This is a genomic window from Bernardetia aquimarina (assembly GCF_042180575.1).
GTDB lineage: Bacteria > Bacteroidota > Bacteroidia > Cytophagales > Bernardetiaceae > Bernardetia.
On sequence record NZ_CP170094.1, the window covers coordinates 2,676,753 to 2,697,633 of the forward strand.

The 20,881-nt window shown below is 32.0% G+C and carries 10 protein-coding genes; 7 read left to right on the forward strand and 3 right to left on the reverse strand.

The genetic code is table 11. From position 1 onward, the window contains the following. Window positions 1–60: 60 nt before the first annotated feature. Window positions 61–1,950 (reverse strand): hypothetical protein, encoded by a 1,890-nt coding sequence (locus ACE193_RS11370; RefSeq protein WP_375563092.1) that lies wholly within the window; start codon window positions 1,948–1,950, stop codon window positions 61–63. A 388-nt stretch (window positions 1,951–2,338) separates the two neighbouring features. On the opposite strand from ACE193_RS11370, the gene lepB reads away from it, so the two are divergent. Both lepB and ACE193_RS11380 read left to right on the forward strand, forming a co-directional pair. Next, on the forward strand, window positions 2,339–3,502 hold the full coding sequence (lepB, locus tag ACE193_RS11375) for a signal peptidase I (RefSeq protein ID WP_375563093.1): 1,164 nt from the start codon (window positions 2,339–2,341) through the stop codon (window positions 3,500–3,502). Window positions 3,503–3,589: 87 nt separating this feature from the next. Beyond that, the gene (locus tag ACE193_RS11380) at window positions 3,590–6,394 is read left to right on the forward strand and encodes a toll/interleukin-1 receptor domain-containing protein (RefSeq protein ID WP_375563094.1); all 2,805 of its coding nucleotides are present in this window, start codon (window positions 3,590–3,592) and stop codon (window positions 6,392–6,394) included. Between the two features lie 2 nt (window positions 6,395–6,396). On the opposite strand, the gene ACE193_RS11385 is transcribed toward ACE193_RS11380, so the two are convergent. Beyond that, window positions 6,397–6,567, reverse strand: a complete 171-nt coding sequence (locus tag ACE193_RS11385) for a hypothetical protein (RefSeq protein WP_375563095.1) — start codon at window positions 6,565–6,567, stop codon at window positions 6,397–6,399. 306 nt (window positions 6,568–6,873) lie between these two features. Between ACE193_RS11385 and ACE193_RS11390 the strand changes: the two genes are divergently transcribed. Together ACE193_RS11390 and ACE193_RS11395 are read left to right on the forward strand one after the other, a co-directional pair. Next, window positions 6,874–9,819, forward strand: coding sequence for a T9SS type A sorting domain-containing protein (locus ACE193_RS11390; RefSeq protein ID WP_375563097.1), 2,946 nt, complete (start codon window positions 6,874–6,876; stop codon window positions 9,817–9,819). 114 nt (window positions 9,820–9,933) lie between these two features. Continuing rightward, a complete protein-coding gene (locus ACE193_RS11395; RefSeq protein WP_375563099.1) occupies window positions 9,934–10,353 on the forward strand; it encodes an STAS/SEC14 domain-containing protein in 420 nt (139 codons plus the stop codon). Window positions 10,354–10,724: 371 nt separating this feature from the next. On the opposite strand, the gene ACE193_RS11400 is transcribed toward ACE193_RS11395, so the two are convergent. Further along, on the reverse strand, window positions 10,725–11,450 hold the full coding sequence (locus tag ACE193_RS11400) for a hypothetical protein (RefSeq protein WP_375563100.1): 726 nt from the start codon (window positions 11,448–11,450) through the stop codon (window positions 10,725–10,727). 731 nt (window positions 11,451–12,181) lie between these two features. On the opposite strand from ACE193_RS11400, the gene rpoC reads away from it, so the two are divergent. The 3 genes from rpoC (at window position 12,182) to ACE193_RS11415 (ending at window position 20,821) form a co-directional block, all read left to right on the forward strand. After that, complete coding sequence (rpoC, locus tag ACE193_RS11405; RefSeq protein WP_375563101.1) at window positions 12,182–16,582, forward strand: DNA-directed RNA polymerase subunit beta'; 4,401 nt, start codon at window positions 12,182–12,184, stop codon at window positions 16,580–16,582. Between the two features lie 108 nt (window positions 16,583–16,690). Continuing rightward, window positions 16,691–17,716, forward strand: a complete 1,026-nt coding sequence (locus ACE193_RS11410) for a helix-hairpin-helix domain-containing protein (RefSeq protein WP_375563102.1) — start codon at window positions 16,691–16,693, stop codon at window positions 17,714–17,716. Between the two features lie 204 nt (window positions 17,717–17,920). Beyond that, a complete protein-coding gene (locus tag ACE193_RS11415) occupies window positions 17,921–20,821 on the forward strand; it encodes a M16 family metallopeptidase (RefSeq protein ID WP_375563103.1) in 2,901 nt (966 codons plus the stop codon). Window positions 20,822–20,881 lie beyond the last annotated feature (60 nt).

Consider the following 20,881-nt stretch of genomic DNA (forward strand, 5'->3'; position numbering starts at 1 on the left):
TAAACGCTAAACTTTTTACTTATGTTTTTAAGGAGCTAAAAAAATAAAATTTTGTTTTCTCTACTTTCCACCACTAGAAGAAGAGCGAGAACGAGAAGAAGACGAACTAGAACGTGTTGTACGTGATGAAGAACTAGAAGACGAACTAGAACGATAACCACTAGAAGAACTTTTTGAAGAAGAGCTAGATTTATAACCTTTATTCGAAGAAGAAGAACCACTACTTCTACTTGAATAACTACTTCCCGAACTTGATGAAGAATAAGAAGAACGTCCATAACTACTTCGATTTGCAGCCGTCGATTTGCTTGTATAACTGCTGCGTTTCATAGGCTGTCTTCCATAATACCAACTTTTACTATTTGTACTGGCTGTATTTGAGCTTTTTGTAGAAGAACGAGAGGGCGCACTTTTGGCATAAAACCAACTTTTTTGAGAACGATTATTTACTGTTTGTTGAAAACGTGGGGTTTGTCTGACTGCTGATTTTAAAGGAACATAAACACTTCCATAATAAGGACGACTAGAAGTTCGGTAATAACGATTATAAGTAGAATAATCATCTCTATATATTCGATTTGAATTGAAAAGTGTACTCAGAAGTGCATATTTTCCGTAAAATTCCCAAAAAGAACCTTCATCATTTTCTCTCCACGTTCCGTATTGAGTATTTCCTACATAATTACTATATCCTGCTTGTGTTATTTGTTGTCCTTTATTAGACAAAATTTCCATTCCTACGTCATCTAAGAAAAAATTGTATGTACTATCACTCACTTTCATAAAACCTGTTGTCTTTGTAGTTGGAACAGATTTGTCTTGATAAATGATATTATATTTGAGCTTTTTATCACTAATATCCATTGCATCAGCCAGAATAACTGAATAAGTAGTTTTATTATTCAAATAAGGAGAAAGCTGTTTTTTGATTTCTGCATAGGCTTCTGTTCGTTTTTTGGCTAGATAAGAATCATTGTGTTCTTTTTCTAGTTTGCTAGAAATTTCAGTTATTTTGCTTTTCGAATCTTCATAATGAGGAGATTTTGGTGGAATTTGAGCAAAGAAGTGAAGTGATTCATCAAGATTTCCTGCTTTATATTCTTCTGTTGCCATACTGTAAGCTACTTCTTGATTGAGATTTTCAAGTTCTGTTTTGGCTGCTGGTGCATACATACTTGTCGAATCTACTTCCAAAAGAAGTTTAGTCACTCTTTCTACATCTTGCATTTCTCCATTCATATAAGTAAGCAAAGCAAATTTTTCGTATTTTTTGGCAGCTTCTAATCGGCTGTGATTTATAGGTTCTTTCAGATCACTTTTGTATCTCTCTTTGTCTGCAATATCCATTTTATTGTATAATACAAGTGCTTCTGTATAGTCTTTTTCATTGTATTTTTGTAGAATGGCTGGTTTGTAAAGAGTATTTATTTTGGTTTGACAGGTTTTATAATTATCCTCATTATAATCAAAAACTGAATATAATTTTATAGCTTCTGCTGGATTTTGTGTTTCAGTTTTTTTGGCTAAAAGAAGTATTTTATCTTTTGCTAATTGTCTGTTTTGAGTAATTTCTTTATTTAATGAAATAGGTTCAATACCATGAGACCTATAACCTTCACTAATATTTTTCAGACTTTTGAATGCCACCAACAAGGAGTCTGTATTATTACCTTTAATATTTTTTTTAGCTCGTTCTAATATAGGAATAATATCTTTTTTTATGCGTTCTATATCATGCTCTCCTGACCAAGCTTCGTAATTATGTGTATCAAAAACACCATTTTTAGTTGTTTTGTAAACGGCAAGTGCTTCATCAAACTTTCCTTTTTGATATAAAGTATCAGCTTTTTCGATAATAGATTTATTAGTAAAATATTCATAGCCATACAGACTTCCTCCAATCAGAAGAAGAACAGAAAGAACAATAAAAAAGATTTTAGATTTAGACATTTTAAAATTGATTTAATAGATAAATTTGGTAGTATTTTTCTTAATAGGAATTTAGGGTAGATTAAGATACAAATAATTTAATTCTTTACAAAAAGACACTTTTTCAAACAACAACTAAGCAGAATAAAATTTCGTATAAATAATAAAACACAGTCTATTATTCTGAATAAAGTTAATTATTTCTATAAAAAGTCAATAAAAAACAATTTTGCTCTATTCTAATAAAATTTATGGCTTGTTTTGTGCAACTGCTTAGATATAGATTGAATAATCAATAGAACGCCTTCCTTTTATTCACTCAAAACTGATATTTTTTGAATAAAATAAAAATCCTATTTGTTAGTAAAAGATTATTATAGCTGCTTACTCAATAATTATAAAAATTACCATGAAAATTAAGAGAATTGAAAGAATTAAATCAAAATCCAAAAAATGGTGGTTTCGCCTTTATTTTTTATTTTTTATCTGTATTTCATTATTTGCTTTAAAGCAAATTGCTTTAGAGTATTTCATTATTCCTACTTCTTCTATGGAAGGTTCACTTCTGAGAGGAGATAAAATAGTCTGTAACAAACTTCCTTTTGGTGCAAAAATTCCTCATAAAAAACAGAATGAAAGCACAAAAAAGGCAGGTTTTGATTTTGCTAGTTTTTTACCTGATAGATTACCCAAACTAAGAGAAGTAAAAGCAGGAGAAGTAATTATTTTTTATTATCCATTGGATAGTGCTGAAAACATAGAAGACAAAACATGTTATATAAAACGTTGTGTGGGAGTAGCAGGAGATAGAATTCAGATTATGCGTCAAGATGTTTTTAGAAATAGTGAATGGCAACCCAATCCGTCTGATATGCAGCTTAGTTATATTGTCAAGACAAATGAAAAACCTGAAAATTTATTTCATTATACAGATGTACAGACTTGGAGGGAAATTGAAACAGAAAGCAAAGAAGTAAAACGCATCAAAAAAATAAAAAATAGTAAGAAGAAAAAAGGCAAAAATAAAAAAGTAGAGAGTGTGATAAAGGAAACACCTAAAGTAAAAATATATCTACTTTATACAACTCCAAAAATTGCCAATCAGTTACGACAAGATTTGAGAATTGATGAAATTACACCTAAGTTCTTTGAACAAAATGATATTTCTGATAACTCCATGACTGAGAGTAGTAAAAAACTAGGCTGGAATAGAGATTATTTTGGTTCATATTATATTCCCAAAAAAGGAGATACAATAGCCATGCATGAAGGAACATTACTTTTATATGAAAAAATTATCAAAAAATATGAATACAATAAAAATGTAGAAATAATTGATAATAAATTAATGATTGATGGAAAAATCGTTGAAAATTATATTTTCAAGCAAAATTATTATTTCGTTTTGGGAGATAATCGCCACAACTCATCAGACTCTCGTATGTGGGGGCTTGTACCAGAAGACCACCTTATCGGAACGCCTCTAGTCATTTATCATTCACAAACGCCAGCAGATGGAATAAAAGATTGGGCTAGAGTGCGTTGGGAACGTTTTTTTAAGTGGGTGGATTAAATTTGGTGTATTAGATTGATTTAAAATAAAAATTTGTACTTTAGCTTCATTCTAATTCAATCAAACTCTTTAGTTTAAGCCATTTGTATGACAAAAGATGCCTTTATATCGTATGGAAGAAGAGAAAGTTTAGGCTTTGTAGGTAGGTTATATCAATCTTTGAAGCTAAAAGGCTATGAAATTTGGTTTGATAAGGTTAATATTCCTGATGGTGATGATTATTCAAAACGTATCTCCCATGGGATTGAGTCTGCTCATAATTTCATCCTTATTCTAGCACCTCGCTGCCTTACCTCTGCTTACTGTTTGATAGAATTAGAATATGCTAGAAAGCTGGGAAAACGAGTTATTCCAGTCGACCAAAATGTAATTTTTGATACAAAAGATGCTCCTCTATCCTATGAAGAACGTAGTGTTTTGGTACAGTTTTATGAAGCCAATGGAATGGATGTTTTGCCTATTTTTTCTAAAAAAGATGTTCTAAACCGTTCGCATGAGCTTTTAGGGAAGACAGACTGGGTACATGCTCGGCAGCAGCTTTCAGAAGATAATATCAATCAGCTTTATAATTGGCAACTTACTTACGAAAACTGTTGGAGAAAACACGAAGAATTAGACTTTATAAAAGAAAATTCAATTCCTATTTTTGGAAAAGATATTGATAGTTTTGAAGGTAGTTTTGAAAGTATTTTAAAAGTCATTGAAAAACAAAAAGAGTACGTTTATCTTCATACAGAATTACTTCAAAAAGCTCTTTTATGGGAAAATAATCGAAGACAAACAAGTCTTTTATTAGTAGGAGAAAAGAGGCAAGAAGCACAAAATTGGCTTACCAAACACTTTATTGCACCCAAACAGCCTCCTTGCTTGCCTTCTGTTCTACATAGCGAATTTATTACAGAATCAAAGAAAAATGCTGATAATTTGATGTCAGAAGTTTTCTTATGCTTTTCTTCAAAAGAAAAAAAAGAAACTCAGAAAATTCGTAGAGGATTGATTAAAGCAGGAATTACAGTGGTTTTGCCAAATAATTCTATACAAAGAGAAGCTCAAAAAGGTTTTGATGCCTCTAATTATACTGAGGAAATAAAAGAACAAATTGCTCAAGCTGATAACTTTGTTTTTGTACTTTCGCCTTCATCTGCCAAAAATTCAGATTGTTTGAGAGAACTTCGTTTTGCTCTTACTTTTCATAAACGAATTATTGTAGTTTTGGCAAAAGAAGTCAATACAGAAGAATTACCAGAGGCTTTGCGTTTACTTTCTTCTTCCTATATTGATTTGACAGACAACCGAGTAGAAGATAATTTTACAGAAAACTTAGATTTTGAAAAAGATTTAAACGAACTTATCTGTATTGTAGAGGATAATTACGATTATTACAGAAATCATAAACGCTATCTTGCACAGGCTATAAAGTGGGAAGAACAGCATCAAAACGATGCCATTTTGCTTCGTGGACACAACTTAGATAAAGCTCAAACGTGGCTCAATCAAGGAAAACAACAAGGAAATAATACCACCAATAACAAACTAAATACACCAACAGATTTACATGAAAAGTTTATTGAAGAAAGCATTACTAAAATAGGAACACTCAGTAATGAAGTCTTTATTTCTTATTCTCGTAATGATGGAGATTTTGCTCGTTGGCTTAATGAAGAACTTCAACTCAATGGACGAACAACTTGGTTTGACCAAGAATGTATTCCTGCTGGTTCGGATTTTGGCTTAGAAATCAAAAATGGAATAGAAACCTCTGATAATTTTTTATTTATTATTTCTCCTGCTTCTATTTCTTCGCCGTATTGTAAAGATGAAGTTTTGCATGCTTTATCTATGGGCAAACGAATTATTTTGGCTCGTTTGAAAGAAGTAAAAGAAATGCCAAATTATTTCCCTAGCCATATTCAATGGATAGATTTTTCTAAAAATGGTTTGGATAATGAACTTCAAGCTGATAACGGACAACAGTTTAGAGAACTTTTGAGAGCCTTAAATATAGATAGAGAACACACACAAAAACACTCAAAATACCAACAAAAAGCCTTAGAATGGAATACTAATGAAAAAAATTATGCTTTTCTTTTGAGAGGAAACGAACTTGCTATTGCAGAAAACTGGATAGAAGAATGTAAAAAGCATAACAAAATCCCCACTGCAACATCTATTCAAAAAGATTTTATTTCGGAGAGTATAAAGTCTGTCAATGAACAAAAAAGAAAACAAGAAAAGACTATTTTAAGGCTGCGTGTTTTTCTTACACTTGCTATTATTGCTCTTTTGGGGGCTTGTGGTTTGGGAATTTGGGTGCATTCTTTAAACTTAAAAAATAATGCTCAATTACAAGCCTTAGAAACAGCACAAGATTCTTTGATACGAACCAATGAAAAAGAAAAATTACTCAAGTTTCAGAATTATTTCCAAACAGCTAATTATCAAAAAAACTCTACCAATTATGAAGAGGCTCTCAAAAATTATACGATTGCTTTAGACTTTGCAGATTCTGCCCAAGAAATACAAGTAAATACAGAAATAAAAAAAATAGAAGGTATTATTCCCCAAAAAGATATATTTTTAAAGCTAGTAGAAGAAGGAGAGAATGCTTTCAAGAAAAAGAAATTTGTAGAGGCTTACAAATATTACAAACAAGCTGACTCTACCAATTACAATTCTGCTTTAGTCAAAACTCACCTTGAAGTTTTGGATGAATATGTCAAAATAGAAGTCAATAAAATAAAAAACCAAACTATTTACCTTTTAGAGCGAAATAAAGAAAAACAGGCGTACGAAAGCATAACAAAAGCTATTTTACTTGCACCAAATGACACATCACTTCTAAATCTTGAAAAACGAGTAATGCGTCAGATGTTAGGAACAGAAGAGAATTAATTCTATAATTCAGATTTTAGTTTTTCTAACTCTTCCATAGAAAGTCCTGTTGAGGTAGAAATAATAGTCAAATCAACATTATTTTTTAATAATGTGATGGCAGTTTCGATGGCTTGTTCTTTTTTTCCTTCAATCTTTCCGTCTGTAAAATAAGTATGCACAACACTATTCAAATCCCAGTAATCTTTTAGCTCTTCCTTATATGTATACAGCTTTTCAAAACCAAAATCTGTAAAAAGATTGATATACTGTCATGATAATTCTAGTTTTGATTGTTCGTATAAAAATTTTCCTTCTTTATTTAAACTTTATGCAAGATAATCAATTTTATAATACACGCATTTAAAAAATTAATGCAACCAAATCTTACTTAGTCGAGTCCTACTACTAAATAGTAAAAAGTCATCTGTTTTTTGCTTAATTTTTGTACTTTTACTAGATATTTTATATTCTAATTTTGCTTTAATTCTACTTTAGCCATGAAAAATAATTTGCTACCTACCTTTTTACTTTACTTTATTCTACTGAATAGTTTATTGCTATTTTCTTATTCTGATGTCTTTGCACAACGAAACTGTCAGACTTCAGAAACAGAATATTATTTGAATAATAAAGACAAATTAGTTGGCAGTGAGACATTTGAGAATAGATTACAGCATTATATTTTCGAAAAAAAAGAAGCATTAAAAAATAATCCATTACTTCATAAAGTACAACAAACAGAATCTACTTATAGAATTCCTATCATTGTTCATGTCATTCATAATGGAGAGCCAGTAGGCGAAGGTTCAAATATTTCAGCAGCACAAATTTATGGACAAATAGAAGTATTAAATGAAGATTTTAATTTTAGAAACCCTAATAAAGATGAAACATTAGAAATTTTCAAAAATGTAGCTGCAAATCCAAGTATCGAATTTGTACCTGCTACCATTGACCCAGATGGAAATCCATTAAGAGAACCTGGAATTCATCGTGCAAAAGGTTGTTTGAAACAATGGGATAGTGCCACTTTTGATTTGTATGCAAAACCTACAACGGTTTGGAATCCAAATAATTATTTTAATATTTGGGTAACTAATATGAGAACTGGTGCTTATGGATATTCACAGTTTCCTATTTTATCTGATTTGGATGGGATAAGAGAAGAAAATAAAGGGGCAAGCACAGATGGAATTGTGGTAAGTCATATCAACTTTGGTTCAATAGAAAAAACACCAAACATTCCTCAACTTATTGAAGGCGAACCTCTTAATTTAGGACGTACAGCCACACATGAAATTGGTCATTCCTTTGGTCTTCTACATACTTGGGGACTTTCAGAATCTTGTGCTGTTGATGATTTTTGTGGTGATACACCCAACAAATCAAAGCCTCAAAGAAAGTGTGATTTAGAAGAAATTGCTTGTGATGGAAGTACACCATCAATGATTCAAAATTTTATGGATTATACACATGATGAGTGTATGACACTTTTTACAGAAGACCAAGTCGAACGTATGCATGCTGTTTTGGCTATTTCGCCTCGTAGAAAAGAGCTTTTGACTTCAAGTGCTGCTGATCCAATAACAAACAAACTATTCTCTCTTTTTGAGACTTCTAAACAAAGAGTAATTAAAGGTGGAAAAATAAAATTTACAAATAAATCATTAGCCACAGGAAACAAACAAATAGCGACATATCAATGGATATTTCAAGGAGGAACTCCTGCGACTTCTAATGACCAAAACCCTATTATTACTTACTCACAAGAAGGAAGTTTTACAGCTACTTTAAAGGTTTTGTCTGATGATGGAACAGAAGATACAAGAAGTGTTATTATTGAAGTACTAGATGATAATCTAACCACTTTAAATGAAACACTACTAGATTTTGAAGATAGAGATTTTCAAAAAGACGGCTGGACTATTGAACGAACAGATATAGCAAACTGGCGACTTTTTTCAGAGGGAGCATATACTCTTAGTGATTTTTCTGTGTATGCTTCGAATAAAGACAACCGTTCTTGTGAAACTCAGTTCGCTTTTATTTCTCCTTTTATCCAAACCCCAAACAATCGCATTTTCGAAATACGCTTTGATGTTGCCTACGCTTATGATGGAAGCAGACTTTCAGACTCTTTAGAAGTGTCTTACACAACTGATGGAGGGGATAAATTTATTAGTATTTGGAAACAAGGAGGAGAAGCACTTCAAACGGCAATTAATAGAACTAACTCATTTAGTCCTTTGCCTAATGAATGGAAATCACATCGTTTTTATGTAGAGGTAGAAGATGCAAGTCGTTTTATTCAAGTAAAATTTAAAAATATAGGAGCAAATAATAATAATTTATATTTAGATAATTTACGTATTCGTCAAGTTACTGATTTACAAGCTCCTATTGTTGATTTTGATATCAATTACCCTTTAATTTTACTTTCTGAAAAAGCACGTTTTTATTCTAAAACGGAATTTGGAGTAGATTTTAATTGGACTATTAATGGAAATACAAACCTTCAAGCTAGTGGTATTTCTCCACAAGTTTCATTTGGTCAAATAGGAGTTTATGATGTTACACTCAAATCTTCGAATCCTTTAGGAACAAAAGAATCAAAAAAAACCAATGTTATTGAAGTAATCAAAGGACGAAAAATAACTAACCTTACGTCTCAAAATCTAAAAAATGAAATTATAAATAGAAAGCCTTTAGCTGGACACGATGACGGAATCACAGTAAGTAAAGCTGAGTTTTTTAGTGACTTTGGATTTGCAAGTAAGATACATGCAGTCGATATTTTTTTCGCAGATGCAGCTATAAGAAACCTTAATAAAACTTTTGATGTCGTGATGTGGTCAGTAGATACAAATGGAAAACCAGACACAGAATTATATCGTCAAGCAGTTTCTTACTCACTTATAAATAGAGATATTTTTGAGAGAAGGCAATTTACTAGAGTAGTCTTTGATGAAGTACAAAATGTTCCTTCACAGTTTTTTATTAGTGTGGAGTTGGAATCTGAAAGTGGCAATACTTTTTCTATTTTTACAGAAAAGAAACAAGAAGGAAAAGGATGGGAAAAAAAGTCAAATGGAGATTGGCTATCTTATGCAGCTAGTCGTGGTCAGAATTATTCAAATGCTATTTCTGTAATCTTATCACCTGATAGTGTTTTGGGAGTAGATGATGAAGATAATTTGAATGATTTAGTAAGTCTTTATCCAAACCCAAATCAAGGAAGTTTTAGTTTAGAAACTACTAATTTAAGAGTCGAATCAATTGAAGTTTATAATGCTATTGGTCAAATAGTCTATCAAAAAAATATTCCAAATACATTTATTTCTAATTTTGATATTCAATTAAAACAACCTTCAAACGGAATGTATTTAATCAGAATGCAAACCCAAAAAGGTATTATTACACAAAAATTAATCATTCAAAACTAATTTAATTTTTGTTAAATTTCTTGTAAAAGCAGTATTTTTGCTAAATGAGAATAAATTTTGTTCTTTTGTAGAATATTTTGTACACAAACTGCTTTAACTTACAGTCATACCGTTATGATGCCTTTTTACGAAAGCCCTGACAAATCCATTACTTCTTTTGTTAATAACAAAGAGGAGTATATTCTTATCAAGATGGAGGGCGATATAAATGAAGAAGAATACAAAGAAGTTTTTTTACTTCTTCTAGACAAAGAAAAAACACAAGGCTATACCAAAGTTTTGTTTAATCAAGAAAATGTAGGAAATGTTTCTTCCAAGTCAAGAGCATGGTTAGTCTTGAAATTTATACCAATGCTACAAAAACAACTGGGAGAAAATTTTGAGGTCGCCGTCATAAAATCTAGTACAACATTTCAAAGAATTGCAGCACAAGTACTTTTAAAATCAGTTATGGCAATTAACAACAGATTCAAGATTGCTTATTTTGAAGAACGAGCAGTAGCAAAAGAATGGTTGATTTCTAAAAAGAAATAAATAAATTTTCCTCAAGAAATAGAGCTTCATTTTTGAAACTCTATTTTTTTTGATTGGAATAGATACTAATTGGAATAGATACTACAAAATACAAAAACCACAGCTACAAGCCGAATACATATAAGTCACTCGGCAGAGCCAAGCGATGGCATTTGTGGTTTTGCAAGCGACAACTGAGTTGGTTTAATGTTTTTGATAAAAAAACGAAAGAACAAATTACTTCTTTTACTAAAAATAGAAGACCTAATAAATCTATTTTATAATCATTCACCACTCGTAAATCTAAGATTTGCTGAACTGATAAATTGTAGTCATAGACAACACTTAACGACTACTATTTTTTTGGAACACTACTGCCAACAGGGCTTCAATCAAAATGGCAACAATGAATTATTATTTTGATTATTATAATCAGTTTTTCTGTTTTGATTATTAAAATCTTCTATAAATGAATTTATTAGATTTACCATTTTAATACTAGAAAAATTATTATGTTGTAACAACTCAACTATAAATGTATAAATTGTTGACAGCTTTTTGTTGTGTTCATAGTTTTCATAAAATTCCAAGCTTAGTAAATTTGAAAAATTTTTAGTTGTTATATCTCCTTCAATAGTAATAAATTCAAAATTGCATTCTTTGTTAATTGTATTTATAATATAAACAGTAATAAATGGTAGTAATTCTATTATTAAACAAGTATTGATTACATACTTTTCAAGTTCATTTCCTATGATTGAAAGTTTTTTTAAAGAAAAAGAACTATTTAAATTCATTTCAGTCAATAGATTTAGTTCCTTTATTCTATTTAATTCATTTTCTAATAAGGAGTAATTATTATAATTAATTAACCAAGATGGAGAAAGATACATAGAATTTCTATTTGTGCTTAAATAAAAATCTAGATTTTTAATCATCATATCAAGGATAATATTCTCCACAATAAATTCTTCGTCTCCAATAATATATACAGAATTATGTTCATTTATTAGTGCCTGATATTCGTCATCTATAATTCTTACCTTATTACTATATTTTTTACTTTTCTCATGAAAGTGAACATCATAATTATGTCCATTACCTGTATATAAAATCATTCTTTCTTCTTTTTAAATATTTCGGGTGCATCTCAAATTGTCGCACCCTTTAGTTATTTTGTTTTTTTTCAAAAATAGTTAAATTGTAGATTTTAAAATTGCCGTATTTTATTGATTATCAACTCTGTACGGCAATTATATTTTACAAAAGCCCTATATTTGTTTTCTACCAAAAAAATAAATTAGTAACCTTTTAAAATACGCTACAATGATAAAAAAAAAATAGACGAAAAGATAGTTTCTCTGACAAAAAAATATTTTAGAAATGAATTTTTAGATGTTTCTGCTCTTTTTAACAAAGCATTTTTGAAATTAGATATTTCTACTATAGATAAATCAGATAAACTACTTTTTGAAAAAATGAATACTGTATTTTTTCTAGGTCAGTTAGTTGGTTTACCCCCTGATGGGCGTAGTGTTCCAAAAAAATAGTAGTTGTTAAGCGTTGTCTAAAGACTACGATTTATCAGTATTAAAGCGTCACGCTTTTTGTTTTTAGGTTCTTAGTGAGATGCTAAGAACAGTTACGATAACTTTCAACTCAAAGCTAACCCCCTTATTTCCAATTAGAAAGAAACAAAAAAAGATTGATTTTCTAAAAAAATCTAAATTCTTCTCAAGGAATTTAAAAAATCACTTATCTACAAAAATATTTCTAATAAAAAAAGGATTTTTAAAAAATATTTCCTAACTTTGTAGATTGTTACTCCAAAATCAAAACTGCATCGCCCATGTCGTTCCAAAAGAACAGAAAGCTAAAAAACGATTTCAAGCGAATTACTATCAGCTTGGCATCTCCAGAATCTATTCTTAATAGTTCGTTCGGAGAAGTTACTCAACCAGAAACGATTAATTATCGTACCTACAAACCCGAAATGGGAGGTCTTTTCTGTGAGCGTATCTTCGGACCTGTTAAAGATTGGGAGTGTCATTGTGGTAAGTACAAGCGAATTCGCTATAAAGGAATTATCTGCGACCGTTGTGGCGTAGAAGTAACGGAAAAGAAAGTCCGTCGTGAGCGCATGGGACACATTCAACTTGTTGTTCCTGTGGCGCATATATGGTATTTCCGTTCATTGCCTAATAAAATAGGTTATTTGCTCGGTCTGCCAACCAAAAAACTAGACCAGATTATTTATTACGAGCGTTATGCTGTAGTACAACCTGGTTCAATGGAAGATGAAGGATTACAGCGTTTAGACTTCTTGACTGAAGACGAGTATTTGGACATTATGGACAAATTACCTCGTGAAGAACAGCAAAAAGACGACAGCGATCCTACAAAATTCATTGCAAAAATGGGAGCTGAAGCAATCGTTATGCTTCTTGACCCAATTAGACTTAATTTAGATGAACTTTCGTATGATTTGCGTGCTGCTGCAATGAATGAAACTTCACAACAACGTAAGGCAGAAGCCTTGAAACGTTTGCGTGTAGTGGAAGCATTCCGTGATGCAAAATCTAGAAATGTTCCGAATGAACCATCTTGGATGGTTATCAAAATGGTACCTGTTATTCCACCCGAATTGCGTCCTTTAGTTCCCCTTGATGGTGGACGTTTCGCTACTTCGGATTTGAATGATTTGTATCGTCGTGTTATTATTCGTAATAATCGTTTAAAACGATTGATAGATATAAAAGCTCCTGAAGTAATTTTACGTAATGAAAAACGTATGCTTCAAGAAGCAGTAGATTCTCTTTTCGACAACTCTCGTAAAGTAAACGCTGTTCGTGGTGATGGAAACCGTGCGTTAAAATCACTTTCAGACATGCTCAAAGGTAAACAAGGACGTTTTCGTCAAAACCTTTTGGGTAAGCGTGTTGATTACTCGGGTCGTTCAGTAATTGTTGTAGGTCCAGAACTCAAACTTCATGAGTGTGGTCTTCCTAAAAATATGGCTGCCGAGCTATTCAAACCGTTTGTTATCCGTAAACTTATTGAGCGTGGTATCGTAAAAACGGTAAAATCAGCTAAGAAAATTGTTGATAGAAAAGACCCAGTTATTTGGGATATTTTGGAAAATGTATTGAAAGGACATCCTGTTCTGCTCAACCGTGCTCCTACTTTGCACCGTTTGGGTATTCAAGCATTCCAGCCAAAATTGATTGAAGGAAAAGCAATTCAGTTGCACCCATTAGTTTGTACGGCATTTAACGCCGATTTTGATGGTGACCAGATGGCTGTTCACGTTCCTCTAGGACAAGAAGCTGTTTTGGAAGCCTCTCTATTAATGCTTGCTTCTCATAATATTCTTTCTCCTGCAAGTGGTAGTCCGATTACTGTACCTTCACAGGATATGGTTTTGGGGCTTTATTTCTTGACAAAAGGAAGAAGAAGTATTCCTGAATTGAAAATTGAAGGAGAAGGCATGCGTTTTTACTCGGAAGAGGAAGTTGTAATGGCTCTTAATCATAAAGCTATTTCGAAGCACGCTTATATTTTCGTTCGTACAAAAGTACTCAATGAAGAAACAGGTGAGTTAGAATATAAAACTATAGAAACTGTTGCAGGACGTGTTTTATTTAATAAATGTGTTCCTGAAGAATCTGGTTATATTGATGAACTTTTAAGTAAAAAGACCCTTCAAAAGGTAATCTCTAAAATTGTTAAGCAAGTCGGTATGGCTCGTACTGCCGAATTCTTAGATGAGATTAAATTCTTAGGCTTCGATCAAGCCTATCGTGGAGGTCTTTCTATTGGTATCAATAATATTCCTGTTCCTGGAAACAAAGAACGTTTGGTACAAGAAGCAAAAGACGAAGTAGCTGCAATTACGCAAAACTACTTTATGGGTCTTATTACTGACAACGAACGTTATAACCAAGTAATTGATATTTGGACGAAAGTAAACCGTCGTATTACAGATGAGCTAATGACACAATTAGAAGAGGACGAACAAGGATTCAACTCTATCTATATGATGATGCACTCTGGCGCACGTGGTTCTCGTGAACAAATCCGTCAGCTAGGTGGTATGCGTGGTCTTATGGCAAAACCTCAAAAGAACTTACAAGGTTCAGTAGGTGAAATCATCGAAAACCCTATTCTTTCTAACTTTAAAGAAGGACTAGACGTTTTGGAATACTTTATCTCTACACACGGTGCTCGTAAAGGTCTTGCAGATACGGCTCTTAAAACTGCCGATGCTGGTTATCTTACTCGTCGTTTGGTAGATGTTGCTCAAGATATTATCGTAAACGAAACAGATTGTGGAACTTTACGTGGCTTGACAGTAACAGCTCTAAAAGAACAAGAAGAAATTATTGAACCAATTTCTGACCGTATTTTAGGTAGAATATCATTGCATGATGTTTTCCACCCAGAACATGATGATCAAATTATAATTGAATCTGGACAACTTATAGATGAAGTTGATGCCAAACGTGCTGAAGAAGCAGGTGTAGAAGCTGTAGAAATACGTTCTGTACTTACTTGTGAAACTCGCATTGGTGTTTGTGCAAAATGTTACGGACGAAACCTTGCTTCTGGAAAATTAGTACAGCAAGGGGAATCAGTTGGTGTAATTGCAGCACAATCTATCGGAGAACCAGGTACACAGCTTACTCTTCGTACTTTCCACGTTGGTGGTACTGCTTCTAATATTGCCGTAGAATCTACAATTAAGGCGAAAAAAGAAGGTAAAATTGTTTTAGAAGAAATCAAAACAATAGATACACTTGATGAAGATGGAAAGAAAGCGAAAGTAGTTATGTCACGTATTGGTGAGCTTCGTATCGTTGATCCTGAAAATCCATCAAAAACTTTAGCTTCTCTAAACATCCCTTACGGTGCATTTTTGACTGTAAAAGATGGACAGATGGTTAAGAAAGATGATGCCTTAATGAATTTTGATCCTTTTAATGCTGTTATTCTTTCTCAATATGATGGAACAGTTCAGTTTGAAGGTATCGAAGAAGGTATCACTTACAAAGAAGAATCTGACGAACAAACAGGTCACCGTCAGAAAGTAATCATTGAAAGTAGAGACAAGACACGAAATCCTACCCTTACTGTTGTAAATGCAAAAGGAGAAGGAGCAAGTAGTAACGTTCCTGCTGGTGCTTATCTTTCTATTGAAGAAGGACAGCAAGTTAGAGCAGGTCAGATTTTGGTAAAAATTCCTCGTTCAGTTTCTAAGAGTAGAGATATTACAGGTGGTCTTCCTCGTGTAACAGAACTTTTTGAAGCTCGTAACCCTTCCAACCCAGCAGTAGTGTCAGAAATTGATGGTATTGTAAGTTATGGAGGAATCAAGCGTGGTAACAGAGAAATTTTTGTAGAATCTAAGAAAGATGGTATTATCAAAAAATACATGGTTCAGCTTTCTAAGCACATTCTTGTACAAGAAAATGACTTTGTAAAAGCAGGTATGCCACTTTCAGATGGTGCTATTACGCCAGCAGATATTCTTTCTATCAAAGGTCCTACGGCTGTTCAAGAATATTTGACTAACGAAATCCAAGATGTATATCGCTTACAAGGTGTAAAAATCAATGATAAGCATATTGAGGTAATTGTTCGTCAGATGATGCAAAAAGTAGAGATTATCGATCCAGGTGACACGTATTTCTTACCGAACCAAATTGTAGATAAATTTGAAGTTCGTGCAGAAAATGATTCATTTATGGATAAGAAAATCGTTACTGATGTGGGAGAATCTACCAAACTTAAAGTAGGTATGATTATTACAGCTCGTGCACTTAGAGATGAAAATTCTAGTTTGCGTCGTAAAGATATGAAAGTAGCTAAAGTGCGTGAAGCACAACCAGCAGTATCTAAACCTACCTTACGTGGTATTACACAGGCATCGTTGGGTACGAAAAGTTTCATGTCAGCAGCCTCTTTCCAAGAAACTACCAAAGTTCTTAGTGAAGCCTCTATACGTGGTAAATCTGATGACTTGATGGGCTTGAAAGAAAATGTAATTGTAGGACACCTTATTCCTGCAGGTACAGGTTTGCGTAAATATGAAGATCTTATCGTTTATGATGAGAACACATACAACAAACTTGAAGATACATTATCTGATGAGAATGTAAGTTCTACTCGTACAGAAGCTCAACTAAACCGTATGCGTTTAGAAGCATTAGAACAAGAGAACGAAGAAGAAACTACTCAAATAGTAGGTTAATTCTGAATTAATATAAATCAAAAAGCCTTTCAAAATTTATTTTTTGGAAGGCTTTTTTGTGCATAAAATTATTATATTTGAAAAATTTAATTTTAAATGTACTATTTTATGAAAAATATAAAAACAGAATTTCTTGAATTTATAAAAAACAATACAAATTTTACACAGAGAGAATCGTTTGGAATGGTAATTCTTATTCCTATTATAATTTTAATACCATTTTTAATGATATTTTGGGAAAGAATACAAAGTGCAGAAGAATTAGATAAAGAATTGATAGAATTACAAGCCGAAAAAGCAGATAGTTTGTTAGCAGTTTTGGAAATGCAACAGCCTTTGGATAGAGAAACAAAACTTGCCATGTTAGAAATCCGACCATTTGATCCAAATAAATTATCCATTGCACAATGGCAAGCGATGGGTGTAAAACCTTGGGTAGCCAAAAGAGTAGTGAATGCAGTAAACAAGAAATATGTTTTTCTTCAAAAAAATGATTTAGCTCGTTTTAATGGTTTTCCAAAAGAAGAATATGAGCGTTTGAAAGACTATATAAATTTGCCAGATTCAGTGGATAGAAAAGAATATTACAAAAATAAATATGCTTCTAACAAGAAATATGACAACAAATACAATAAAAAAAGTAATTACAAAAATTATGATAACAATAAATCAAAAAACAATTACACTTCTGATTATAAAAAAAAGGAGTATAAAAAATATGTCCCAAAAATCATTAAAAAGTTTGATATAAATATAGCTGACACAGCAATATTAAAACAAATTAGAGGAATCGGAGAAAAAACATCTGTCAGAATAGAAAAATTTAGAGATGCGATTGGTGGTTTTCATTCTCTTAATCAAGTACAAGATGTGTATGGACTTTCTCCAGAAGCCTTCGAAGAGCTTCAAAAATATGCGTTTATTGCTTCTTCCTTCAAAGTCAAAAAAATAAATATCAATACTGCTGATTATCAAACCCTCAAAAGTCATTCATATATCAATGGAAAAGCTGCTAGTATTTTGTTGAAGTATAAAAAACAACATGGAAATTATACAACAATAGAAGATATTAAAAAATCAAGAGCAATAGACAAAGAAAATCTCACCAAACTGATTCCTTATTTAGAGTTTTAATAAAAAATAAAGTAAATAGTTTACATTCATTCTTTCCGAAACATATAAAAATACTATTTTTCTTAAAAATTAACTAAACTTTTAGTTGGTGTTTTAAAAAAGAACTCTACCTTTGTGATTATTGTTTTTTATATAAATTTTTAAAGGTTTATTTTACTTATTACTCTTAAATAAATTAAACCTGTATTATAATTATTTTATCTAATGAGAAATTCATTAAAATCATATCTAAAAGCAGGCGCATTTTCAGCCTTATTTTTGGCTACTCCATTTGTCTATACTACGGTAAATGCACAAGACACAATACCTACCATAACACAACAGGTTTTTTCTCCTTCTGATATGGGAAAGATAATTCCGATTGATGAAAACGTAAAAGTAGGAATATTATCGAATGGAATGAAATATTACATTCGCAAAAACACAATGCCAGCCAATCGTGTCGAACTTCGTTTGGCTGTCAATGCAGGTTCTATTTTGGAAGATGAAGACCAACAAGGTTTGGCTCACTTTACCGAACACATGGCATTCAATGGAACAACAAACTTCAAAAAAAATGACTTGATTGATAATTTGGAAACAATGGGAGTTCGTTTTGGTGCAGACCTCAATGCTTATACTTCTTTTGATGAAACAGTTTATATGTTGCCTCTTCCGACAGATAGCATAGGCTATGTAGATAAAGGGTTATTGATTTTGAAGGATTGGGCAAGTGGAGTTTTGTTTGAAGACGAAGAAATTGACAAAGAACGTGGTGTTGTGATTGAAGAATGGCGCAGAGGAAAAGGTGCAAATGAACGTATGCGTACTCAATATTGGCAGACACTTTTGAAAGATTCACAGTATGCTAAACGTTTGCCTATCGGTAAAAAAGAAATCTTAGAATCTTTTGAATATGAAACTATTCGTAATTTCTATAAAAAATGGTATCGCCCAGACCTTATGGCAATCGTAGTTGTTGGAGATATTGATGTAGAAGAAATGGAGAAGAAAATAAAAGCAACTTTTGAGGGTATTCCTAAAACAAAACAGCCTCCTATGCGTCCTAAGTTTAGCATTCCTATGAATGAAAAACCTTTGGCAAAAGTTGTTTCGGATAAAGAAGCTACAAATAACCAACTCATGTTATTCTACAAATTTCCAAAAAAATCAGTAACAAATTATTCTGATTTGACTACAAGTTATACACAAGAACTTATTTGGACAATGTTGAATGCTCGTTTTGAAGAAGTACAAAAACAAGCAAACCCTCCATTTTTGTATGCGTATGGTTTTTATGGTGATATGATTGGAAGAGATTTGGATGCTTTTCAAGTATATGCAGGGCTTAGAGAAGACAATATAGAAGGTGGAATCAAAACAGTTACAGAAGAAATCGAACGTATCAAAGAATTTGGATTTACAGAAGCAGAACTGGGAAGAGCAAAAAAACAACTTGCGAAACAATACGAAAAAGCATATAAAGAAGAAAATAAAACAGAGTCAAACCGTATTGTAATGAACTATGTTTATAATTATTTAGAAAACCGTCCTATTCCAAGTCCAAAATTTGAATATGAATTCTTACAAAAAGCATTGCCAACAATTAATTTGAACTTTATTAATAAAATGGCGAAAAGCTGGATAACTCCAGAAAACAGAGTAGCTATTCTTACGGCAGTAGAAAAGGAAAATATCAAACTTCCTACTGAAGAAGAAGTAATTAGTATTTGGAATAATGCCCCAAAAAGAGAAATAAAACCTTACGAAGAGAAAGAAATTGCTAGTTCACTTATTGAAGAAGCAAACATTCCTAAAAAAGGAAGTATTAAAAGTGAAAAAACAGATGAGAAGTTAGGCTATACAGAGCTTACTCTTTCGAATGGTGCAAAGGTAATTTTGAAGAAAACAGATTTCAAAAATGATGAAATTTTGGTTTCTGCATACAGTCTAGGAGGACATTCTTTGTATGAAGACAAAGATTATATTGCAGTTTCTAATATTGCTTCTATCATTGCACAGTCAGGTATTGGAGAGTTTTCGGGTTCGGATATGGATAAATTTATGACTGGAAAAACGATTCGTATCAATCCTTATATCTCTGAACACTCAGAAGGATTTAGAGGAAACACTTCTCCTGAAGATTTGGAAACTGCTCTTCAACTGATGCACCTTTATTTTACTAATCCTCGTCAAGATAAAGATGCTGTTGCTTCTTTTGTAGCTACTCAAAAAGGTTTTTATCAAAATCTAGCTTCTAATCCAAACTACTATTTTTATGATGAATATAGCAAATTAATGGCAAATGGAAGTATTCGTAGTGGTTTCCCTAAAGTGGAAGAATTAGAAAAAACAGACTGGGAATCAGCTTATAAAATGTACAACGAACGTTTCTCAAATGCTGCTGATTTTACATTTTTCTTTGTAGGAAATTTTGATGAAGAAAAAATAAAATCACTTTTAGAAACTTATATTGCTACGCTTCCATCCACCAAAGAAACTGAAACTTTTAAAGATTTAGGTATTCGTTCACCAAAAGGAATGGTAGAAAAAATCTATAAAAAAGGTTCAGAACCACAAAGTAATGTACGTCTTTCTTTTGCTGGAGAAATGAAAGAATACAATGCAAAAGATGAAGTTGCTTTAGATGCACTTGCAGGTTTGTTGCGTTTTAAATTGATCGAAAAATTACGTGAAGAAAAAGGTGGTGTTTATTCGGCTGGTGCTTATACAAGTGTGGATAAATATCCTGTTCCGAATTATAATGTAATGATTACTTTTCCTTGTGCGCCTGAAAACGTGGATGATTTGATTGCTGCTTCTATCGAAGAGGTAGAGAAATTACGCAATGGCGATATTGATAGTAATGATTTAGAGAAATTCAAAGAAGCAGAGAAACGCAAAAACGAAGTTGAGCAAACCAAAAATACCTACTGGCTTTCTACGCTACAAGGAATTTACTACAATGCAGAAACTCTTGAAAGTATAGAAAAAAATAAATCTATTTTGAAGGATTTGACAGTAGAAGATGTAAAAAATGCAGCGATAAAATATTTGGATACAAAAGCCTATATTAAAGCTGTTTTGCTTCCTGAAACTACAGAAACAGAAGAAAAAGGAGAATAAAATTCAATTCTTCCAAAAACAAAAAGGCTATCCAAAAAATAAGGATAGCCTTTTTTTATA